The organism is Ktedonobacter sp. SOSP1-52, assembly GCF_016587395.1.
The window spans coordinates 1,263,384-1,282,661 of sequence record NZ_BNJH01000001.1 but is presented as its reverse complement, the minus strand read 5'-3'; the positions used below and the strand labels follow the sequence as shown (position 1 = coordinate 1,282,661).

Here is a 19,278-nt window from a genome sequence, read left to right as displayed (position 1 = left end):
TATCAACTTAAGGCAGGATTAGAGCTAAGCGTATAAATGTGCTCGTGGTATACGGGGAATATCCTTGGAGATATTTATTCCAAAGTGTGCTTATTCTGCTTTTATCACACTCTAGCATATCTTCCACATTATGGAGCGCCATAAAGCGCATGTGAAGCTCAGATTTGAGTGCATCCGCTTGATTATAGCAATAACTGCACTGAGTATTGGAGCAACGGATAGCGGGTAGATGTTCTTGTTCCTCCCCCTGGTGGCGTTTCTTGGGTCCCGGCTTCTTTTTGAAGAGGCGCCGATAGTTTGCGAAATCGCGCACCTGAAAGAGAATTTCCTCGTGGTTGAGAATAAACTCAGCATGATCCCAGGTGGGTGGCACATATTCCGGGGACTTCTCCCAATGCATATAGCGAAAGGCCAGATCATGGAGTGGATCAAATTTTTTGCACGTTACCTTACGCGCTTGAAAGCTTCCATCGCTTTGCCTGAGGAGGATGCGCTCTTTTTGCAGTACCAGCAACCCCAGGTCTTGCAACGCCCTCAAGCCATTACGTATCGTACGTTCACAGCGGTTCATATACTCTGCCAGCGCATCGACCCCGATATAGGCCTCTTGAGATTGCTTTTGAAACTCGATGATCGCTTCCCAGAGGGAACAGAGCGCTCCCGGTAGGATATATTTCATCAGGCGTTTCAGGAGGCGTTTGCCCTTAAAACCCTCAAACTCGCGATAGCCATATTGGAAGTTAGTACTTTCAGGAGATTCACTTTTAGAGACATTTTTAGAGGTTATTGATGCTACTGCTGGCGTATCCTCGCCCTGGTGGCTTCCCTGCACCGGCTTTTGGTGCGGCATAGAGACCTTTCCAGACTGTGGTACTACGCTACAAGAGGCACTTATATTGATATTTAATTCGTTGACAAGCCCAAGAAATGGTTGTAGTATACCCATACACATATGGGCGGAATCACCTGAGAAAGCTACTGACGGCTAATCGGTACTTCTCACACAAAAGGTGGTTCCGTTTTCCTTTCTATAGAATTATGGTATACACCTGCGTAACAGTGGGAAGCGCGGATAAGCGTCATGGGCATATTCTGCGTGTTTGACTCGTGGTCATAGTGTTGTTGTCCCTTCCACCTATCAACCGCCGCATACACATGCAAAGAAGATGAAGCTACCCTCTCGCATATCTTGTATATTGGTGCATTTGTTCTTACTTCCAATCATATCACATAAACCCATCTATTGTACAGCCTTTATCCAAATGTTCTAAGCACGAATTTGTGGTAATACCTCACAGCCAAAATAGTATGTTTATATACATGAAAAGTTCCTCCTTAAGTTGCTAGTCCATATTTCCCCTTCTCAAGAGAATCATCGCGTCTGCGGCGCTCAAGGATAAGGGTTGTGGATGGAAAAACGGCAAAGCCGTTTTTCCATCCACAACCCTTATCCCGAGGAGAGCTTGCGAGCCAAGGCAGCGGTGGGCATGGCTTCTAGAACGCTATGATGGTATAATACGCTAAATAGAACATATTTTCATGGAGGGACCTGATGAAGGTAAAGCAACGCCTCGCGGGCAAGTGGCATGAGCAGCACCAGCGGCCAAGGGGCCAACTTGGGCGAGTGGTTGGCGAGAGGATGATACAACAGCACCAGCCAGAAACTGACTGGACGCTTGAATTGCTGGACATTCAGCCAACGGATACAGTTTTAGAGGTAGGCTTTGGTGCGGGCCGGGGCATCATGCTAGCTGCAGCGAAGGCCTCGGCAGGGCGCGTCATGGGTATTGACCTCTCCGAAACTATGGTGCAGGTAGCGACAAAGCGAAACGCACAGGCCATCCGGGCCGGACGCGTCGTCTTAAAGCAGGGAGATATCGCAGCCCTCCCCTTCGAGGATCAGCAATTCGACAAGATCATGACCATCCACACCTTTTATTTCTGGCCCGAACCTTCACAGATAGTCCAGGAACTATGGCGTGTTCTCAGACCCGGTGGCAAAATGATTGTCACACTGGCGACGGGTATGCTCAACGCCCAGGGAGTGGAAGAATTATGGCCCCTCCAGGTCACCCTTGAGGAACAGGTCGTGCCAGACATGCTGCGCAACGGCTTCAAAGTGGCGCGCCTGGAGCGCGGCCCTTTCTCCCGCCAATACAACAACGTGGCCTTGATTGGCGAGAGATGATAATTGGCTTGACAGTGGTTTGTCCCAGCGCATATGATCTTTAACAGTAACAAGCAACCGATAGCGCCGCTGGCCTGTGGCGCTATCTGCGAGTAATTGTGAGGATACATTCCATGTTCACCTTGCGCCGTTATAAGCCTGCTGATCGAGAAGCAGTCGAGCACTTACATGTGCATGCCATTCAGCAGACTGGGGCCTACCTGGGGCGTGGTCCCTGGGATGATGATGTCTATGCCATCGAGGAGGTGTATCTCCAGAATCAAGGAGAGTTTCTGATTGGTGAATGCGATGGCCAGTTCGTGGCGATGGGCGCCTTCAAGCGCACAGGTCCGGAACGCGCCGAGATCAAACGCATGCGTGTCCATCCCGATTACCAGGGGCACGGCTACGGCCAGCTCATCCTGACCGAACTCGAAGCCCGTGCCCACGCCCTCGGCTATCGAACCCTGCACCTCGACACCTCCATCCTCCAGCTTCCCGCCCAGAGGCTCTACGAGAAGAACGGCTTCCGCGAAGTTGGCCGCGATAACTACCAGGGCCTGGAAGTTATCCTATACGAGAAGCAAATAAGCTAGAGGCTCCTCGCAAGTAGCCGCGTACGCCTGTAGCGGGCGCCCGCTACAGGCGTACGCGGCTACTGAAGGCGGGATAGTAGGGCGGGTTGGCGGCCTCGGGCCAGCGTTGGGTGAGCTGTTTGGCGCAAGCGTGCAGGGTATCGCCCACAGCCTGGAGGTAGCCAAAGGAGGCACAGGCCTGGGCAGCGGAGTTGAGATAAAGCAGGAAGCGCTGGCGGTCGGTGAGCGCGATCAGCAGGCGATCCTGCTCCAGCATCTTTTGCAGGGGGCGTATTATGGCGTGGAAGCTCAGTACCCAGGTGATGCAGGCTCCAACCAGCCCACGGTAGAAGAGCGCGTCATCTCCAGCGGCAGAACAGCCCTTTACCAGTTCGGCCCGGTAGACAGTCTCCATACCCTCTATCAGCGGCTCCGGCATGCGATAGACGCACCAGCACGTTGGGAAGGGCATGCGGCAATAAGAGGCTTCGAGGAGCGCGTGCGTATAGCGAGCGCCCTCAAAGTCCAGCAAGCGCCAGTGCGTGCCATCGAAGAGGAAGTTATCCGGCGCGGCATCTGACTGCACAAAGACATTGAAGGGACCAGGAGCAAGCAGGCTAGCGCGCAGGTCTTGTAGTTCCTCATCCGCACCCGGCTTGACCGGCACGTCCAGCAAGCCAGTGATCTCACACAGTGCCGCCGAAAGCCATTCGTAGTGATAGTAGCTATCACTGCTCTCGACTGGCCCCAGGCGCTCGCGTATGCTCACATACTCCGCCTCGCGCCCAGCAGTCAAAGCATGCAGGCGTCCATGTAGACTGGCATAGGCCATCAGCCCGGCCTCAGCGGCCTCCTGATCGCTTCCCAGCAGCAGGTGATCCAGGCGCATCCCCGCCTTGAGATCCTCCATCACATACAGCCCCACCTGTGGATCTCCACCATAGAAGGCAGGAGCAAACGGCTCTGGTGCCTCCACCTGGCTTAGAAATTGTAAGCTAGCCCAATCATTAAACAGACGCCAGGCCGCGCCATTCCCCGCCTCTGGAGCGAACGTCTCGCTATTGGTATGCTTCACAATCACGCTCTCAGGCACCGATCCTGGCCCCTCCTGCACCGGGAAGCGCAACACGCGCGAGCGCGCATTCCCCTGCAATTCCTCCCCCTCACCCAACTTTACCCGCCTACCAAATCTCTCTGAGAGAATGCTCTCGGCCCTCCTTCCGGCCGTCAGCAAGAGATCGCTCATAACATTATCTTTCTATTATTGCTGATAGACGTGCGCTACTGACGTACGCGCCTACACGTTCCTCCAACAGTAGCTGCGTACGCAAGTAGCGGGCTATCTCCATCTTTTAATGCGTACCCGCTTCAACACCCCTTGCGGAAAAACGCTCCTACTATCCAGCAAGCCAATAGTAATAGACTCCAGCTTTTCAAGCCGCTCCAGCACTGTAAAATCGTTCACCTTGGGTAGGTTGTACAAATCTAGGGATGTGAGTCTGGGCAACCTCTCTAACCCAGAAAGATCTGCCAGCTCAGGAAAATCAGATAATGAGAGTGAAGTCAGACGCGGCAACTTCTCCAGCATTGTCAGATCTCTTATCTCTCCCAGACCTGACAATTCCAGAGAGGTCAGTCCCGGTAACCTCTCTGGAATTGTCAGGTCCCTTACCTTGTCCAGATATGACAATTCCAGAGAGGTCAGTCCCGGTAACCTCTCCAGCACGGTTAAGTCCCCTACCTCGTCCAGATATGACAACTTCAAGGATGTCAATCCCGAAAACTTCTCTAATATGGTTAGGTCCCTTACCTCGCGCAGGGCTGACAGTTCCAGAAAGGTCAGTCCTGGCAGCCTCTCCAGCACGGTTAGGTCCCTTACCTGGGGCAGACCTGACAACTCCAGGGAAGTCAGGCCTGGTAGCCTCTCCAACACGGTTATATCTCTTACCTCGTGCAAGACTGACAACTTCAGAGAGGTCAGTCCTGGTAACCTCTCCAACACGGTTAGGTCGCTTACCTCACGCAGATCAAACAACTCCAGGGAGGTCAGTCCTGGCAATCTCTCCAGCATGGTCAGGTCCCTTAATCCAGGCAAGGATGACAACTTCAGGGAGGTCAGTCCTGGCAATCTCTCCAGCGCTATCAGGTCCCTTACCTCGTCCAGGTCAAACAACTCCAGGGAGCTCAATCCCGGCAATCTCTCCAGTACGGTTAAGTCCCATAACAACTCCAAAGAGGTAAGATGAGGAAGCCAGGGCAAGAGTTCAAATGTTTCTGATGAGGCGGCAACACTCTTGACATGAGCAAGGAAGCGTTGGGCGTAGGCAGGCTTATCGATAGCGTCTTTAAGTCCCAGGACCAGCGCTTCTATCACCCTATTAGTATCGTCTTTAGTGTAGGCCATGAGCGCCTCATATGCCGCTTCAGTCCCTATCTGGAGAAGGGCGCGAACGCAGGCTGCGACTATATATGAGCTATACTCAAAGCGGGGGGCCAGGTGGGGGATGGCAAGCGCTCCGGCGGCGCTCATGGCCTCAACCTCTTCGACGCTCTGGAAGGGGAGGAGGGTGGCGAGACCCCGCGAGATCCGTGCCTGGATCTCTGGCTTCATCTCTTCGTGCGCAACCTGCGTGCAGGCTGCGGCCAGGAGATAGAGCTTCTCGCGGACGCGTTTTCTGGTTTCGGCTCGCTTCAGGAGACGCTCAACGAGGTTTTCGCGGACGGTGCGCGGGGCAAGACCGACGGTAAGCAGGACGACCTCGCGCCACTGGTCGTCGTGGGCGTGCTCTACAAGCAAGGGGATGTCGTTCTCATCGACCACAGCTTTGGCGGCGAGATACTCCTGGAAGGTACGGTGCGTAAAGTCGAGCGCGTCCTTGACTGGCTCGCGCAGGATGCCTGAGCGCTCTATAAAGAGCTGACGCGCATCTGCCCCTTGCAGATTGCCCGGCACACCGAGCATATGGCCAAGGCGGCGCGTCAGTCTCTCATCTACAGTCTCGATGGAGACTTCGGTCTGCCCATTGCGCACGAGCCAATAGGCCAGGTCGGAGAGCAGCAGGCTCTTTTGCTCGTAGGAGAGCACGGCGGCGGGATAGTCCACCAGCGAGATATGCCTGACCCGGTCGCGTCGCTCGATGAGCAGCTCACAGCAAGCCTCGTAGAGCGTGACCCGGTTGGAGGGGAGTTGCTGGCGCCACTCGCGATTGAGCGCGCAGAGCATGGCGCAGAGTATGGGACTGTTGGCTAGCTGCTGAAGGGCGTGGTTACCTCGGATCTCAGCAATGAGGCGCGTCGCGGATGCACGCAGGTCTTGCTTCTCCTGCGCATCCTGAAGATTGGCCGCAATAGCATCGTGCCAGTGGGTAATAAAGTCCTCGATGGCCGCCGGACTCCTAGGAAGCACCTGAGCTTCTTTGAGGCGCTCCGATGGCGGGAGATCATCCTTGCTCGCCGCATATGGACGCGAGGTGACGATAAAGCGAGACGCAGGATAGCTTTCAAGCAGATCCGCCAGCCAGGTGTAGACACTTTCACGCGTGGCCCCTGGCACCTCGTCGATACCATCAATCAGCACAATGGCGCGACCATCCTGCAATTGCCTGTGGACCCATCCCTGGGGCATCGCGCCCGCGATGGCCGGCGCGACCAGGCCTGGAAAGTCTTCAGGCGCGGGCCAGTATGGCACACCCCCATCTTCAAGGCGCACATGACGGCGCAAGCGAATGAAAAATGGGACCAGCCCATTCCAGGAGGCCAGTTCTGGCGGGAAGCATTGCGAGGCCGCCTGCACAGCAACCCAGCGCATCAAGGTAGTTTTCCCCGATCCGGCATCCCCACGCAGCAAGAGGTAGGAAGACTCCGCTAGCAGCATAGGAGCCTCCACCACTGTACGCACCAGTTGCGATTTGGCCGCCAGGTTGGGATCACGGTGACGAAACGTTTCATGTTCCTGGGGTGGTCTGAATACCTCGTACTCAAGCGAGGGCGCGACATAGGATAGGCTCAAGGAGTATTTGCGGGCCGTGACCGACATGCCAGAACCAAAGAGTTCTAGCTCGTCCAGCTTGCGAATCACCGTCCGGCAATAGTCCAGCTCAAAGCGCTTCGCCTCTACCTGGGGATTGAGTTGCTGGCGCAGACGCGTGACCTCGTCCACAATACGCTCAGCGGTCTTCACCAACTGGCGCTCACGTAGAAGCACCTCCGAGAGCGTGCGTTCAGTAAATTGGGGAAGTTGCGAGGCGATATCGACGATATATTGGCAGGACTCATTGACGATCCGCTCATAGAGGTATCCCTCGTTCTGCGAGAAGTGATAGGAGCTTGCGGGATGCTCCTTCAGCAACTCGCGCGCGATCTCGACCGGCTCCAGGTTATGCCGTGCCAGGAGGGTGCTATTAGCCGTGTTCAGTGTATCGGCTACGGCGTTGGCGATGGCTGCGCGTGAGCTCTCATCCAGGGCGGCTCCCTCTATCTCGAAGATGGGGGCCAGGCTCTCGCCCACCTTCTCCCCAATGGTCTCGAACTGCTGGCGCGCACGCTGCTGCGCCAGACGATCACTGATCTGTGTCTTCAACACATCCGTCAGGCTCGAAGCGACATCTGAGACCAGGGCATTGCTACTGAGCCAGCGTGTCAGCAGTCCCTTGGCAATCGCGCCTCCAACGTCAAGCATCAGTATCTCTAAAAGCGGCATAGGGCGGCAACCTCTCTGCACTCTTTAAATGAAATAGAAGCAGATCGATTTTATAAGAATTCCAGGCACCTGTCAAACGATCAAGGGAGAGAGAGCCGCGCTACTGAAGCACGCACCTACATATCATGGCACGATACGCCCCGTACCTCTATATGTAGACGCGTGCTTCAGTAGCGTCGTGCCAGGTTCACATATTTGCCTGCAGGCATGCCTGCACATCGGCGATGGCCTGCTCAGTCTCCCCACAGTGGATGGCGTGGATGCCCAGCGCCTGCGCCGCTGCAATATTCTTCTGGTTATCATCCAGAAACAGCATCTCCTCGGGTCGCACGCCTATACGCTTGCATGTCAATTCATAGATGCGTGGGTCGGGCTTGGCAATGCCCTCCTCGTGAGTATAGATGATTAGATCGCACATCTCCTCAAAATGGTAGCGTTGCTGCTCTTCGCGCCGAGCACCTACAAAGCTATTGCTCAGGATGGCCGTCTGATAGCGTGGGCGCAGGCTGCGAAAGAAGTCAGCCATGGGCACATTCAACCGGCCACAGTACCAGTCCCACATCTCACGCATATACTCCTCTACCTGCTCCTGATTCATGCCCAGGCGTTTAACCATCTCCTGATGCACATGCTCCTCAGTGCACTTACCTAGAGAGCCAGCCAACCATATCGGTTGCATGCGTTGATCCAACTCCCCAGATTGCAGGCCCAGGCGTTGCTCCCATCGAGCATCGAGGCCAATATCCACCAGTTCAATCACATCCAGTTCCAGCACACCCCCAATATCAAAAACTACAGTACGAATAGCCATTTGTTCATTCCTTTTTAGTAGCAATCTCTATCCATTATCTATATCTGTTACAGATATATCTTACGTGGATATATTAACCCCGACAAATCCATATGTCAAGGTGGATTTAAAGCTTTGGAGGGGAAACTAGCTGTACCAATTTTTGTGATGATGATACAATCAGAGGCATCCACATGGGAATAGAAAGCAAGGGAAATGGTGATGTCTGAAAGCTTACAACAACTAGCCGAGAATATCTGGATCTTTCCTCGGGATCGAGATGCCAACAAGGTGCAGCCAAACGTTGGCGTCATCTGCACAGCGACGCAGACAGTATTAATAGATAGCGGCAATAGTCCCTCGCACGCGCGACGTATCCAGGCCGCGCTGGAGAAGATTCAGGCGCCCCCGGTCAGCCATATCATCTACACACATCATCATTGGGATCACACCTTTGGCGCCTGCGTCTTTGGCGCGCCGGTTATCGCACACGATCTCTGCCAGGAACTGCTCACACGCTCAGCAGAACAATTGAGCAAGCAGCAAGAGTCGGCGCAGCATAACCCTCTGGCCCAGGCCATCGAGCGAGAGAGCACATTCCGCTATATCCTCCCCACTACCACCTTTGCACGGACTATGACTTTGCCGCTGGATGGACTGACCTTAGAGCTGGAACATGTTGGGGGCGCGCACGCCGCGGACTCAATTGTCGTACGTATCAAAGAGCGTGGCGTGATGTTCCTGGGCGATTGCTATTATCCCCCGCCCGCTTATCAGCAGAGCGACAAGCAGAAGACCAACTGGTCCATGCTCGCATCCTTCATCAAGGAACCAGGCTTTGAGATCTTTGTTGAAGGTCACAGCAATCCCCTCAAGGGAACCGAGTTCCTCAAAAGGCTAAGCATATCGCTCATGACGCGCATCTAGAACATCGGTCACATAACAGTGATGAGGGGGGACAAGCCAGCGACCACGACTGTCAAGACGTGATGGACCATCTCCTCTGCCAGGATGATGCGTTCTCCCCGGCTCCATTGAGCGGCTGGACCAAAGATCGCCCAACTGATGACCAATGCTGTTGTTTCTACGATTTCCCTTTGGTTAGGATCTCTTGAGACAACAGGCGTGAGCCAGGTCAGGAGAACTTGATAGAGTTCTTGTTGCAAAGCAATCTCGAAAAGCGGCTCAAACTGCCTATCGGCAGGCTTGAGCTGATCACGAAAGCGAGCAAGAAAATGAAACACGGCCAAAATAAGCAAGCGGAGCGTGTCGATCTGCAAAGTGGATGAAGCAGGGAGCTCACTCAAAAGCGCCCGGTGAAACTTCTCGCGCATCCAGCTCTCCAAAAGGGCATATTTGTCTTCAAAATGGGCATAAAACGTGGCCCGATTCACCGTGGCCAGCTTCGTAATCTCTTGCACAGAGATGGAGTGAATGTTGTGCCTTTCTTCCAGTAACGCCATGAACGCTTGCAACAGCAACTGACGGGTGCGCTGCACTCGTGGGTCGTTTCTATTCACTGCTCCAGGCATCTTTTCTCCTCGCAATCTGCGCGTTCTCATTCACACGTCGTAGAAACCAACATTTTCCCTTTGATGTTGTCTACACAACAATCTGGTCTGTTTGCTGGTTGCCGAAAACCGTGATTTCTCTTACACTTCCAACAGTACAACAGTGTAGTATACACTAAACTGTTGCTTATATAACAATGTTGCGTATTTAATAAGCACTGTTGAAAGAGGAAAAGGAGAGAGATAGATCTATGACAAACATGCTTTCCAATGAGGCCAGGGAGTTTCTCCATGAAGACCATGTGGCAGTGGTCAGTACGTTAAACAAAGATGGGAGTTCCCACGTCACCACAATCTGGTATCTGCTGGCAGATGATGGGACACTGGTCATAACTACCCCGAGCCGCAGCCAAAAAAGCAAGAATCTGCGTCGTGATCCTCGCATCGCGCTTTGTGTGGGAGGTGCGGGTCGCTCTGTCAGCCTCTATGGACGCGTTTCCATCATAGAAGATCAGGCACTCGTCCGGCAGGATATCGAACGCCTGATAGAACGCTATGTGAAAGAGGCAGGCATACGACCGCAAGTAGTGACAACCTTACTCCAGCGAGATCCTGTGGCTCTGCATTTCCTACCAGAAAAAGTCACCGAGTTTTCCGCTATGAGCACCGGGGGTATACTGAGACAGTAAAGTATTGCTCCGCGTGCCTGCAGGCGGCTCCCATGCGTACCTGGCATGGTCAATGACTACACCGCCTTCTTCAGGCTTGGCTCCTGCTCACTCTCGAACGCTGTCGGACGTTAGGAGAGCGAACAGGGGCCAGGGCGGAAGACTGAAAACCTTACGCAGATTTGATATGTTTTGCCGCAGCAGGGTCCAGATATATCGTTACATTGTTATGCGAGCGGAGATATGTTGCGGGAACGTTCGTACTGACGGGGCCATCAATCGTTTGTTGGACAGCATGCGCCTTCTTGCTCCCCGAAGCGATTAAGATAATTCTCTGGGCCTCCAAAATGGTCGCAACTCCCATCGTAATAGCTTCACTTGGAGTGTTCGTTTCACCACCAAATTCGGCAGCAGCGTTCTGCCGAGTGATCGGATCGAGCGTTACCAATCGCGTGCGCGTATCCACGTCTGATCCAGGCTCGTTAAACCCAATGTGGCCATTCTCACCTATCCCCAGAAGTTGCAAGTTTATCCCTCCAGCCTGCTGAATTTTTTCCTCATATTCAGCGCAATAGTTTGCTATGTCCTTTCGGGAGAGTGTGCCATCGGGAATGTGGATATGAGCAGGATGTATGTCAATGTGATCGAAGAGATTTGCGCGCATAAAGTGATGATAACTCTGGAGAGAATGAGTGTTCATAGGATAGTATTCATCAAGATTGAAGGTAATGACCCGTGAAAAATCCAATGCTTTCTCGTGAGCGATGCGAATAAACTCACGATAGAGTAAGATCGGCGTCTTTCCCGTGGCTAACCCAAGCACGGTAGGTAAATCTGCGGCATTGCGCATCTGAATCAAGTTGGCAATTTCTGCCGCTCCCATACGTGCAATAGCCCTGTCGCTTTCTGCGATCACAACCTCTGGTTTTTTCTGAGTCACTATATGCATACCTTCTGACCTCCATAAAGCTTAGTTGCGCTCATAGGTATAGACATCTATACCTATTGCTCTCTCATTTGAGACGTCTCATGAGAATATGAAGTAACATTTTCAGATAGAGTTCGAGGACATTTCCAGGATTTTAAACAGCTTCTACTGTATTCCACGCTAGATTTTCAGCAAGATTGGAGAAGTTTTTTTCGCTGGTAGCGCGTAAGGTAGTAGTGAAGAAACATTTTATTCATACTCTGGAGGTGTTATGGGAAAAGTTATTATCGGCGCGACCATCTCACTGGATGGGTTTATGAATGACCGTCATGGTGATATCAGCCGCCTGTATCCTGATTTTGAAGCGTTGCGAAGCACAGAGATGTTACAGGAAGAAATACAGGCAACAGGCGCGGTGGTCATGGGCCGGCGTTCCTACGACATGGGAGAGGGGGATTTGACGGGTTACGAATATCAAGTGCCAATCTTCGTCCTGACTCATGCCGTTCCAGAAGGGGAAATTAAGGGGCAAAATGATAAGTTGACAGTGACATTTGTCACCGATGGCCTTGAAAGTGCTTTTGAGCAGGCTAAGAACGCCGCGGGCGAGAAGCAAGTCACGGTGGTAGGAGGCGCGAATACCGCTCAACAATGCCTACGAGCCGGGCTGGCCGATGAGATCCATATGGGCATCGTTCCTGTTCTCTTTGGTGAAGGTCTGCGATTTTTCGACCCTCTCGTCAATGAGCAGCTACAACTGGAGAAAATAAGAGTATTCGAGTCTCCCACGAGAACCGATCTCTGGTTCCGCATCGTCAAGTAAACGAGCGCTACACAAACGACGCCGCTAAAGCACGCGTCTACATATGCGCATCATATGTAGACGCGTGCTTTAGCGGCGTCGGCCCACTTACTTCTTGACGCTATATGTGAGGTGGGTGACCCCTTTGCCGATGCTTACGTGAGGGCCATCGAGTTGGACCGGGGCAACCTTGAGGCTCTCAAAGAGACGCACGCCCTCGCCCAACAGGACAGGAACCAGGTCTATGTGAATTTCGTCGAGCAGGCCAGCGTTGAGGCACTGCTGCACGATGGTTGTGGAGGCGATGACCACCTTTTTGTTGCCTGCGATCTTCTGGGCCTGCTCAATGGCGCTCTCGATGCCATCTGTGATGAAGGTTACCGGCCATTCCTCCTGAACCCATTCTGGTGCGGGCCGATGCGTCACGACGACGACCGGGGCTGTTATGGGATGGTGTCCTCCCCATCCATGAGTAAGCTCGTACAATCTGCGCCCAGCTACTAGAGCCCCTGCGGTGTTAATGGCATTATCATACATCTCGATGCTTGCCGCCGAGAGCTTGAGCATTTGCTCTCTATCGCCAATTTTGACCGTGTAATCGGTGTCGCCGCCCATCATCCAGGCAAAGAGGTGTTGGAAGTCTTCGTTTGGTCCAGCAACAAAACCATCCAGTGACATTGAGAAGCCTGTGGAGACCTTTCCCATATCTATTTCCTTTCATATTCCTCTAGCTGTAATTATCGTTGCGTAAGAACATGTATATGATAACTCAAACAATGCTCAAGCCTCTGCTCCTCATCTCTCTAATGTTACAGCACCAATTAAGAAGTACCCAGGCCTACCCAATTATGCATTTCTACTCATCTATTCTTTCTGTCCTGGCCATATCCGGCAAGGCTTATTATTCGGGTATCGCGCCCAACGTGACCTTCCCCCAGCAAGGCGCCCCCTACTGCGACAAATTGCTTGCCTTGTGTTTTTGTCTATGATATATGTGTAGTATTGTAGAGAGCATAATAAGTGTTGAGCTATTTAAAGCAGAACTAATTGATTGAAGAGTAAAAGTAGAAATGTGACCAGGAACGAACAAAAAGGATCTTTGCTCTTGCTGTAGGGAAAGGAGAGCCCTGGCTTTGCAGGTTAAAAGGGGCAGGCATTATGGGTCAGGAGCCACAGATTGATAATATCTCGGCGAGAGTGAAACATATTGTAAAATATCGCGAAGTTGTCAATTACGGCACCCGGTTTGGCCTTATTGTCATGACACGCGATGGCCGCTTCCTGGAAGTGAATCACGCCATTTTAGAAGACACCGGCATGAGCCTGAATGATCTTGTAGGTAAGTATGTTGTGGAAATGCCCTGGTGGTCGCACTCCCTCGAAACGCAACGCCAGATCCGCGAGGTCATGGAGCGGGCTATGGGAGGCGAGACAGTACGTTTTGATATACGCGTGTTCCCTCGTCCCGATTTTTACCGCGATGTCGATGTAACGATCATGCCATTTCTTGATAGCACAAGGCAGGGTGAGTATCTTATCTGGACCGGGTTTGACGTGACCGAGCGCAAACGCTTAGAGGATGAAAAGCATTTTTTGATTGACGCCATTCCAACCATCATCTGGACCGCTCGACCCGATGGTTATGTCGATTACATGAATAAACAGTGGAGTAATTATACCCTGGCATCTATTGAACAATCGCGTGGGGACGGCTGGAGCGAGTGTATGCATCCCGATGATCGCCAGAAGGCACTGGCAAATTGGTATAATATGGTTCATACGGGAGAATCCGGCGAAATCGAGTATCGCTTACTGAATGGAACTACCGGTGAATATCGCTGGTTCCTGGCTCACACTATGCCCATACGTGATGCAGAGGACAATATTGTGGGCTGGTGTGGCACTAGCACAGATAACCATGACAAAAAGATGACCGAGGTCGCGCTACGTGTGAGAGAACTGCAATTTCGCACCCTCTTTGATGCCAACATCATTGGCATCGGTATCACCGATATTTATGGGTGTGTGTGGGAGGCGAATGACGCGTATTTACAGATGTTGGGGAGGACACGTGAGGATATGAATAGAGGCGAGGTGCAGTGGGACCAATTGACGCCGCCAGAGTATCTTGAGCGAGATGAGAAAGCGATCCAGGAATTGCGGGAGAGTGGTACCTGCCATCCCTATGAAAAGGAGTATCAACGTCCCGATGGGAAGCGTGTCCCTGTGGTAGTAGGGACAGCGTTGCTTGATAAAGAGAGTGGGAAAGCCATCAGCTTTTTTGTGGATATCACCGCACGGAAGGAACTTGAGAAACGCAAAGATGAGTTTATCAGCCTCGCCAGTCACGAGTTAAAGACACCCATTACATCGCTCAAAATGCTGATCCAATTTCTGCGCCGCAGAGTACAAAAAGAGGGCGATAAACGCACAAACTATGATCTTATGCGCATGGAATTGCAGGTTGATGCCTTAAAGCGTCTCATTGACGACCTGCTGAACGTCTCAAAAATCCAGATGGGCTTGTTCAGTTATGAAGACGAAATTCTCGATCCAGACAAAGTGCTTCACGAAACCATTGAGATACTTCAACCTACGCTTTCCGACCATGTGCTCATCCTGCATGGACACCTACACCACGTCCTGGTGTGCGACCACCAACGCTTCACTCAAATCGTGACCAACCTGGTAACGAATGCGGTAAAATACTCCCCCGAGGCCCGTGAGGTGGATATCTTTCTGTCAGAAAGCGAGCGATGGGTTTGTATTAAAGTATGCGATCATGGCGTGGGTATACCGGCTTCCCAACGCGAGAAGATCTTTGAGCGCTTCAACCGTGGCTCGTATGGAACAAGCGAGAAGGCCTTCCCCGGCCTGGGCATGGGTCTCTACATCACCTACGAGATCATCACACATTACCACGGCTCGATTACCGTCGAGAGCGAGGAGGGCAAGGGCTCCACCTTTACCGTTTACCTCCCCTTCGCACAGCAGACTTAAAACAGAGTGACTTGACAGGCGTGAAGTGCTTCTATATACTCATCATCAAACTCCTGTTCTAATTCAATATGCAGGAAGTATTGGGTCGCAGATGGCCCGCCGTCTGGGTGCCACCGCTTGTTGGAGAGGATTCATGAAGTCAACTGTCACCAGGGAAGGGACGAACAGGGGAGGCCGCATGGCCCTCTGGCGCAACCGTGATTTTATGCTGCTGTGGAGTGGCCAGGCGTTCTCGTCTCTTGGCACGACGGTTACCCAGACCGCCTACCCGCTCCTGGTCTGGGACCTATCGCATTCAGCGGCGTTAGTTGGCCTGGTGGGTGGCCTCGGGACACTGCCCTATATCTTTCTCAGCCTGATCGTTGGCGCGTTGATTGATCGTTGGGATCGCAAACGCCTGATGATCGTCTGTGATACTGGTCGGGCCATCAACCTGGTAAGTGTGCTTGTCGTGATGTGGCTGGGACGCCTGACCGTCGCCCAGATCTGCGCCAATACGCTGATTGAAGGGACATTCTACGTCTTCTTTAACCTGGCTGAAGTCTCCTGTCTGCCCCAGGTTGTCAGTAAAGAACAGATTCCATTGGCCACGTCGCAGAATGAGGCGACAACAGGTACCACAGTACTCGTCGGTCCGGCGCTCGGCGGCGCCCTCTACACACTGAGCCAATCTGTGCCATTTCTGGCTGACGCGATCTCCTACGTGATCTCTGTAATCACACTGAGCTTTATCAAAGTGCCTTTTCAGGGGAAACGCCAGGAGGGTCAGCAGCGCAAACTGCTGGCCGAAATTCGTGAGGGCCTCGCCTGGCTCTGGCATCAGCCACTCATTCGCTATATAGCCTTTCTCACAGGCGGCTGCAACTTTATCGGCGCGGGTTTACTTCCAGTTCTCCTGGTTCTGGTCAAACAGCAGCACGGCTCTTCGCTGGCCTATGGAACGATCTTGACTATTGGTGGAGTCGGGGCGATTATAGGCTCTTGCTGGGCGCACCAATTCAGAAGCGCTACCGCTTTGGTCCGGTCATTATTTGCCTCATCTGGTTTGAGGCTTTGTGCTTTCCGCTCTACGCGATAGCTCCTAATCCGCTCCTGCTAGGAGTAATCTCCGCGTGCCTCTTTGTGGCAGGCCCCATCTATAACGTGGTCCAGTTTAGCTATCGGATCTCGCTGATTCCCGACGAACTCCAGGGACGCGTTAACAGTGTCTTTCGCCTGCTGGCCTTTGGCTTCCAGCCGTTCGGCTTTGCCTTGACTGGTCTGTTGATCCAATGGTTTCAAGTAGTTCCAGCAATTCTGTTTCTATCAGCCTGCGCCTTGCTCCTGGCAATCCTGACGTCTGTCAACAAACACGTCATCCATGCCGGACGCGCATAAGAAGCGCTACCACGAAGGGAGACCTATGCAGATGTTAAGTGAGGAAGAGCGCGACTGCTTTATCTGTCGCAAACACCGGAGAGAAATTGCCGTCGCAGGCGGCGCGATTTATGAGGATAACCTCGTCTATGCCGGGCACAGCTACAGTCCAGATTAGCCAGTCTACCTGGGCTACATCATAGCGGAACTCAAGCGGCACACTCCCGACCTGGCAGAGCAGACCGATGAGGAGGCCCAGGCGCTCGGGCTGCTGGTAGCACGATTGAGTCGCGCCCTCAAACAGAGTGAGCAGGCCGAGCATATCTATGCGCTGGTCATCGGTCATGGCGTTCCTCATCTGCATATACACCTCATCCCCCGCTATCCTGGAACGCCACGCGAATACTGGGGCGTGACAGGTGAGAAGACAGTCGAAGACTGGCCCCAGGCCCCACACGGCGGCAAAGCTGAGATCGCCGCCCTCTGCGAACGCCTGCGCACTGTCTTGACCCGACGCTAGGGACAAGGCTGCTAATAGATTTTAAGAAATAACCCAAGAATGTTTGCTGCTGCGCAGCCCCCAGCACGGCCCACGCGACGATACCCATGTACGCGTCGTCCACAAACGTTCCCAGATGATTTTTTGAAAGTCCATAAGCACGCGCCTACATATCATGGACCGGCGCGCTTCGTACCATGATATGTAGGCGCGTGCTTTAGCAGCGCAGCCTATGTATCAGGCTACTCTCATTTCTCTTTTGTAATACGAAGGTAACTTCCCCGGACTTTGCATAACTGATACAGCACGCGTTCATTTTTCGTGCAAAGTCCAAGGGAGCCTGCAAGTCCTTATCCTTCCTTCGTGAAAGATTTTGTTGGAACAAGCAAAATCAGCGCCATTGCTCCCAATAAGAAACCTGCGCCAAGGAGGCCGAGAGACCCTAGCTCCTCCCGAAAAAGGAGCCATGCGAGGAGCGCAGCGGTTAGCGGTTCGCACATTGTCACAATACTTGCCACCGTTGCCGACAGGGACCGGATGCCCATTTGAAAGAGTCCATAGCCAAGTGCGGTTGGAATACTCCCCAGGTAGAGCAATATTAACCATCCCCACGCTGGATATACGAGCACCAAATCCGTTGCCGAAGCACAGACGAGCAACATGAGCGCACCAGTCCCAAACGCCACAGCACTGATCTGGACCGGGTGATACTTGTTGGTCAGCAAGCGTCCACACAGAATGAAGCCAGCATAGCCGCAAGCCGAGAGAAACGCCAGCCCTATTCCCACGGGTGAGACCGCTTCTTTGCCCGCGTGAGAACGTGTCCCGATGAGAAGAATAGTTCCGCTTAAAGCAGCTACCAGGGCAATAAGGGTCATCAGGGTCAGGCGCTCTCGTGTTATAAGGGTAGAGCAGACAGCGATAATCACGGGAGCCGCACAAATGGCAATCAGTGTTGAGACACCTACGCCCGCAGAAGCAATGGCCGCAATATAACAGGCCTGGGAGAGAGCGATCAAGCTTCCCATAAGCATCATTACACACAGGTCACGAGGCTTGATGTGAAAGAGGCGGCGACCAAGGCGTATCCAGCCTACGAGAAAAAACAGAGGAGCGGCAATCGCCAGGCGCAAAAAAGTCAATGAGAGAGCATTGGTCGCGCCATAAGTATACATAGCCTGGTTCGCGATGCCAACCGTCCCCCAGGAAATCGAGGCGCAGACGACGAGCAAGAAATCACGACGAGATGAAGGTTGCGAGAACATGAAGTATCCCTTCCTCTTGATGCACACGGAGAATCAAAAAACAAGAATGCATAGAGGGCAGGGTGAGATCACAAGGAAAAGGCACAAACTTTTCAGAGAATGTGTTAAAGAGGTGGATAAAAGCGTTCTCCCTGCCCTAACGGGTGGAGAAGGGAGGAGGGGAGCAAAAAGGATGGGAATAAGAGACGGTACGATCAATCACTTTAAATACGTCCTTGTCTATGACGACTCTAGAAGCAATACATTTGCTCTTCTATTTTACCAGGGTGAAGGGGGCCCATGTCAAGCGTTTATCCTTTAGAAGCAGAGCAAACCATCATCACACGTATCAAACCAGGAGTGACCTCAACCACTCCAGTCTTGCGCGAGTACAAGACCCATGCGTTGATGCTTTCTCTGTACGCTTATGATGCAGGCGTGCAAGTCTGCGTGAGTAACAGGGAGAGAAGACCAGACGCCCTTTTTAAGAGGGGTCTGGCTTATATAGTATTTTCCACCAGGCTCAAAGAGGTCTATGAATGCCTCGGCCAGGTGAAGGACATCCTTACGAATGATGTATGGTCTGGTCCTCTCTCTATCCCATGGCTCAAGTAAGACATGCCCTGTAAGGAAGGTCGCTACAGCGTTGCGAGCCTCAGACATCTCGACTTCGCGCCACAGAGGGAGAGCGCCGGGCCGAGCATACTGGTTGCGCTTTGCCTCTGACAGGAAATACGATCTGATCTCTCCATGAAGATCTGTGTCAGTGGTAAGGTGCGCAAAGAACCCGTCAATCATCGCAATACTGCTGGTCTGCGGTGAGGGCTCTGTCTGCTGAAAGCCATAAATCTGCATAAAGGATGTCTCATAGAGCCACTCAGCCCTATCATCATGAAAATTTGGAGGGCCTGAGTCTGCATTAGAGCGATTGCAGAAGTCCCGAAACATTTGCAAGACCGTGGCGCACACCTGATCCGCTGGGCGAAAGTCAAACATGCCGTAACCCTTTCGTGCTTGTTATATCCATCTCTTTTTCTCA

At 52.7% G+C, this 19,278-nt stretch carries 17 protein-coding genes and 1 pseudogene; 9 read left to right on the top strand and 9 right to left on the bottom strand.

Translation table 11 applies throughout. The features are described 5' to 3' along the window. Positions 1-7: 7 nt before the first annotated feature. Positions 8-850 (bottom strand): hypothetical protein, encoded by an 843-nt coding sequence (locus JMJ16_RS05820; protein WP_201379184.1) that lies wholly within the window; start codon positions 848-850, stop codon positions 8-10. A gap of 702 nt (positions 851-1,552) precedes the next feature. On the opposite strand from JMJ16_RS05820, the gene JMJ16_RS05815 reads away from it, so the two are divergent. Then, positions 1,553-2,188 carry a class I SAM-dependent methyltransferase gene (locus JMJ16_RS05815; protein ID WP_201379182.1) on the top strand — a complete coding sequence of 212 codons (636 nt, stop codon included), beginning with the start codon at positions 1,553-1,555 and terminating at the stop codon, positions 2,186-2,188. 113 nt (positions 2,189-2,301) lie between these two features. Next, positions 2,302-2,763: a GNAT family N-acetyltransferase gene (locus JMJ16_RS05810; protein ID WP_201379180.1), complete on the top strand. Its 462-nt coding sequence runs from the start codon at positions 2,302-2,304 to the stop codon at positions 2,761-2,763. 43 nt (positions 2,764-2,806) lie between these two features. On the opposite strand, the gene JMJ16_RS05805 is transcribed toward JMJ16_RS05810, so the two are convergent. From JMJ16_RS05805 to JMJ16_RS05795, 3 genes are all read right to left on the bottom strand, one after another. After that, the gene (locus JMJ16_RS05805; RefSeq protein WP_201379178.1) at positions 2,807-3,988 is read right to left on the bottom strand and encodes a phosphotransferase family protein; all 1,182 of its coding nucleotides are present in this window, start codon (positions 3,986-3,988) and stop codon (positions 2,807-2,809) included. A gap of 93 nt (positions 3,989-4,081) precedes the next feature. Continuing rightward, entirely contained in the window at positions 4,082-7,441 is a 3,360-nt protein-coding gene (locus JMJ16_RS05800) for an NACHT domain-containing NTPase (protein ID WP_201379169.1), read from the bottom strand. A gap of 187 nt (positions 7,442-7,628) precedes the next feature. After that, positions 7,629-8,252, bottom strand: a complete 624-nt coding sequence (locus tag JMJ16_RS05795) for an HAD family phosphatase (protein WP_201379167.1) — start codon at positions 8,250-8,252, stop codon at positions 7,629-7,631. Between the two features lie 201 nt (positions 8,253-8,453). Between JMJ16_RS05795 and JMJ16_RS05790 the strand changes: the two genes are divergently transcribed. Beyond that, positions 8,454-9,158, top strand: coding sequence for an MBL fold metallo-hydrolase (locus JMJ16_RS05790; RefSeq protein ID WP_201379165.1), 705 nt, complete (start codon positions 8,454-8,456; stop codon positions 9,156-9,158). Positions 9,159-9,166: 8 nt separating this feature from the next. Here JMJ16_RS05790 and JMJ16_RS05785 read toward each other — a convergent pair whose 3' ends face one another. Next, on the bottom strand, positions 9,167-9,763 hold the full coding sequence (locus JMJ16_RS05785; RefSeq protein WP_201379163.1) for a TetR/AcrR family transcriptional regulator: 597 nt from the start codon (positions 9,761-9,763) through the stop codon (positions 9,167-9,169). Between the two features lie 230 nt (positions 9,764-9,993). On the opposite strand from JMJ16_RS05785, the gene JMJ16_RS05780 reads away from it, so the two are divergent. Beyond that, positions 9,994-10,431 carry a pyridoxamine 5'-phosphate oxidase family protein gene (locus tag JMJ16_RS05780; RefSeq protein WP_201379161.1) on the top strand — a complete coding sequence of 146 codons (438 nt, stop codon included), beginning with the start codon at positions 9,994-9,996 and terminating at the stop codon, positions 10,429-10,431. 151 nt (positions 10,432-10,582) lie between these two features. Here JMJ16_RS05780 and nagB read toward each other — a convergent pair whose 3' ends face one another. After that, on the bottom strand, positions 10,583-11,359 hold the full coding sequence (gene nagB, locus JMJ16_RS05775) for a glucosamine-6-phosphate deaminase (RefSeq protein WP_236601212.1): 777 nt from the start codon (positions 11,357-11,359) through the stop codon (positions 10,583-10,585). A 250-nt stretch (positions 11,360-11,609) separates the two neighbouring features. On the opposite strand from nagB, the gene JMJ16_RS05770 reads away from it, so the two are divergent. Continuing rightward, the gene (locus JMJ16_RS05770) at positions 11,610-12,161 is read left to right on the top strand and encodes a dihydrofolate reductase family protein (RefSeq protein WP_201379159.1); all 552 of its coding nucleotides are present in this window, start codon (positions 11,610-11,612) and stop codon (positions 12,159-12,161) included. A gap of 87 nt (positions 12,162-12,248) precedes the next feature. Here JMJ16_RS05770 and JMJ16_RS05765 read toward each other — a convergent pair whose 3' ends face one another. Next, complete coding sequence (locus JMJ16_RS05765) at positions 12,249-12,845, bottom strand: dihydrofolate reductase family protein (RefSeq protein ID WP_236601210.1); 597 nt, start codon at positions 12,843-12,845, stop codon at positions 12,249-12,251. Between the two features lie 453 nt (positions 12,846-13,298). On the opposite strand from JMJ16_RS05765, the gene JMJ16_RS05760 reads away from it, so the two are divergent. The 4 genes and pseudogenes from JMJ16_RS05760 (at position 13,299) to JMJ16_RS56735 (ending at position 17,016) form a co-directional block, all read left to right on the top strand. Beyond that, the gene (locus tag JMJ16_RS05760) at positions 13,299-15,140 is read left to right on the top strand and encodes a PAS domain S-box protein (protein ID WP_201379157.1); all 1,842 of its coding nucleotides are present in this window, start codon (positions 13,299-13,301) and stop codon (positions 15,138-15,140) included. Between the two features lie 133 nt (positions 15,141-15,273). After that, positions 15,274-16,218 (top strand): MFS transporter, encoded by a 945-nt coding sequence (locus tag JMJ16_RS05755; protein WP_201379155.1) that lies wholly within the window; start codon positions 15,274-15,276, stop codon positions 16,216-16,218. Then, positions 16,122-16,517 (top strand): hypothetical protein, encoded by a 396-nt coding sequence (locus tag JMJ16_RS05750; RefSeq protein WP_201382901.1) that lies wholly within the window; start codon positions 16,122-16,124, stop codon positions 16,515-16,517. Before JMJ16_RS05755 ends, JMJ16_RS05750 begins: the two co-directional genes overlap by 97 nt. Positions 16,518-16,542: 25 nt before the next feature. Next, positions 16,543-17,016 (top strand): annotated as a pseudogene (locus JMJ16_RS56735) (HIT family protein). 329 nt (positions 17,017-17,345) lie between these two features. Here JMJ16_RS56735 and JMJ16_RS05740 read toward each other — a convergent pair. Then, positions 17,346-18,260 (bottom strand): DMT family transporter, encoded by a 915-nt coding sequence (locus JMJ16_RS05740; protein WP_201379153.1) that lies wholly within the window; start codon positions 18,258-18,260, stop codon positions 17,346-17,348. A 345-nt stretch (positions 18,261-18,605) separates the two neighbouring features. Next, positions 18,606-19,235 carry a hypothetical protein gene (locus JMJ16_RS05735; RefSeq protein ID WP_201379151.1) on the bottom strand — a complete coding sequence of 210 codons (630 nt, stop codon included), beginning with the start codon at positions 19,233-19,235 and terminating at the stop codon, positions 18,606-18,608. Positions 19,236-19,278 lie beyond the last annotated feature (43 nt).

Coding starts and splice junctions, on each gene's coding strand:
- JMJ16_RS05790 (WP_201379165.1), top strand. CDS start 8,454: ATGTCTGAAAGCTTACAACAACTAGCCGAGAATATCTGGATCTTTCCT.
- JMJ16_RS05795 (WP_201379167.1), bottom strand. CDS start 8,252: ATGGCTATTCGTACTGTAGTTTTTGATATTGGGGGTGTGCTGGAACTG.
- JMJ16_RS05735 (WP_201379151.1), bottom strand. CDS start 19,235: ATGTTTGACTTTCGCCCAGCGGATCAGGTGTGCGCCACGGTCTTGCAA.
- JMJ16_RS05765 (WP_236601210.1), bottom strand. CDS start 12,845: ATGGGAAAGGTCTCCACAGGCTTCTCAATGTCACTGGATGGTTTTGTT.
- JMJ16_RS05770 (WP_201379159.1), top strand. CDS start 11,610: ATGGGAAAAGTTATTATCGGCGCGACCATCTCACTGGATGGGTTTATG.
- JMJ16_RS05800 (WP_201379169.1), bottom strand. CDS start 7,441: ATGCCGCTTTTAGAGATACTGATGCTTGACGTTGGAGGCGCGATTGCC.
- JMJ16_RS05805 (WP_201379178.1), bottom strand. CDS start 3,988: ATGAGCGATCTCTTGCTGACGGCCGGAAGGAGGGCCGAGAGCATTCTC.
- JMJ16_RS05755 (WP_201379155.1), top strand. CDS start 15,274: ATGAAGTCAACTGTCACCAGGGAAGGGACGAACAGGGGAGGCCGCATG.
- JMJ16_RS05760 (WP_201379157.1), top strand. CDS start 13,299: ATGGGTCAGGAGCCACAGATTGATAATATCTCGGCGAGAGTGAAACAT.
- JMJ16_RS05820 (WP_201379184.1), bottom strand. CDS start 850: ATGCCGCACCAAAAGCCGGTGCAGGGAAGCCACCAGGGCGAGGATACG.
- nagB (WP_236601212.1), bottom strand. CDS start 11,359: ATGCATATAGTGACTCAGAAAAAACCAGAGGTTGTGATCGCAGAAAGC.
- JMJ16_RS05810 (WP_201379180.1), top strand. CDS start 2,302: ATGTTCACCTTGCGCCGTTATAAGCCTGCTGATCGAGAAGCAGTCGAG.
- JMJ16_RS05740 (WP_201379153.1), bottom strand. CDS start 18,260: ATGTTCTCGCAACCTTCATCTCGTCGTGATTTCTTGCTCGTCGTCTGC.
- JMJ16_RS05815 (WP_201379182.1), top strand. CDS start 1,553: ATGAAGGTAAAGCAACGCCTCGCGGGCAAGTGGCATGAGCAGCACCAG.
- JMJ16_RS05780 (WP_201379161.1), top strand. CDS start 9,994: ATGACAAACATGCTTTCCAATGAGGCCAGGGAGTTTCTCCATGAAGAC.
- JMJ16_RS05785 (WP_201379163.1), bottom strand. CDS start 9,763: ATGCCTGGAGCAGTGAATAGAAACGACCCACGAGTGCAGCGCACCCGT.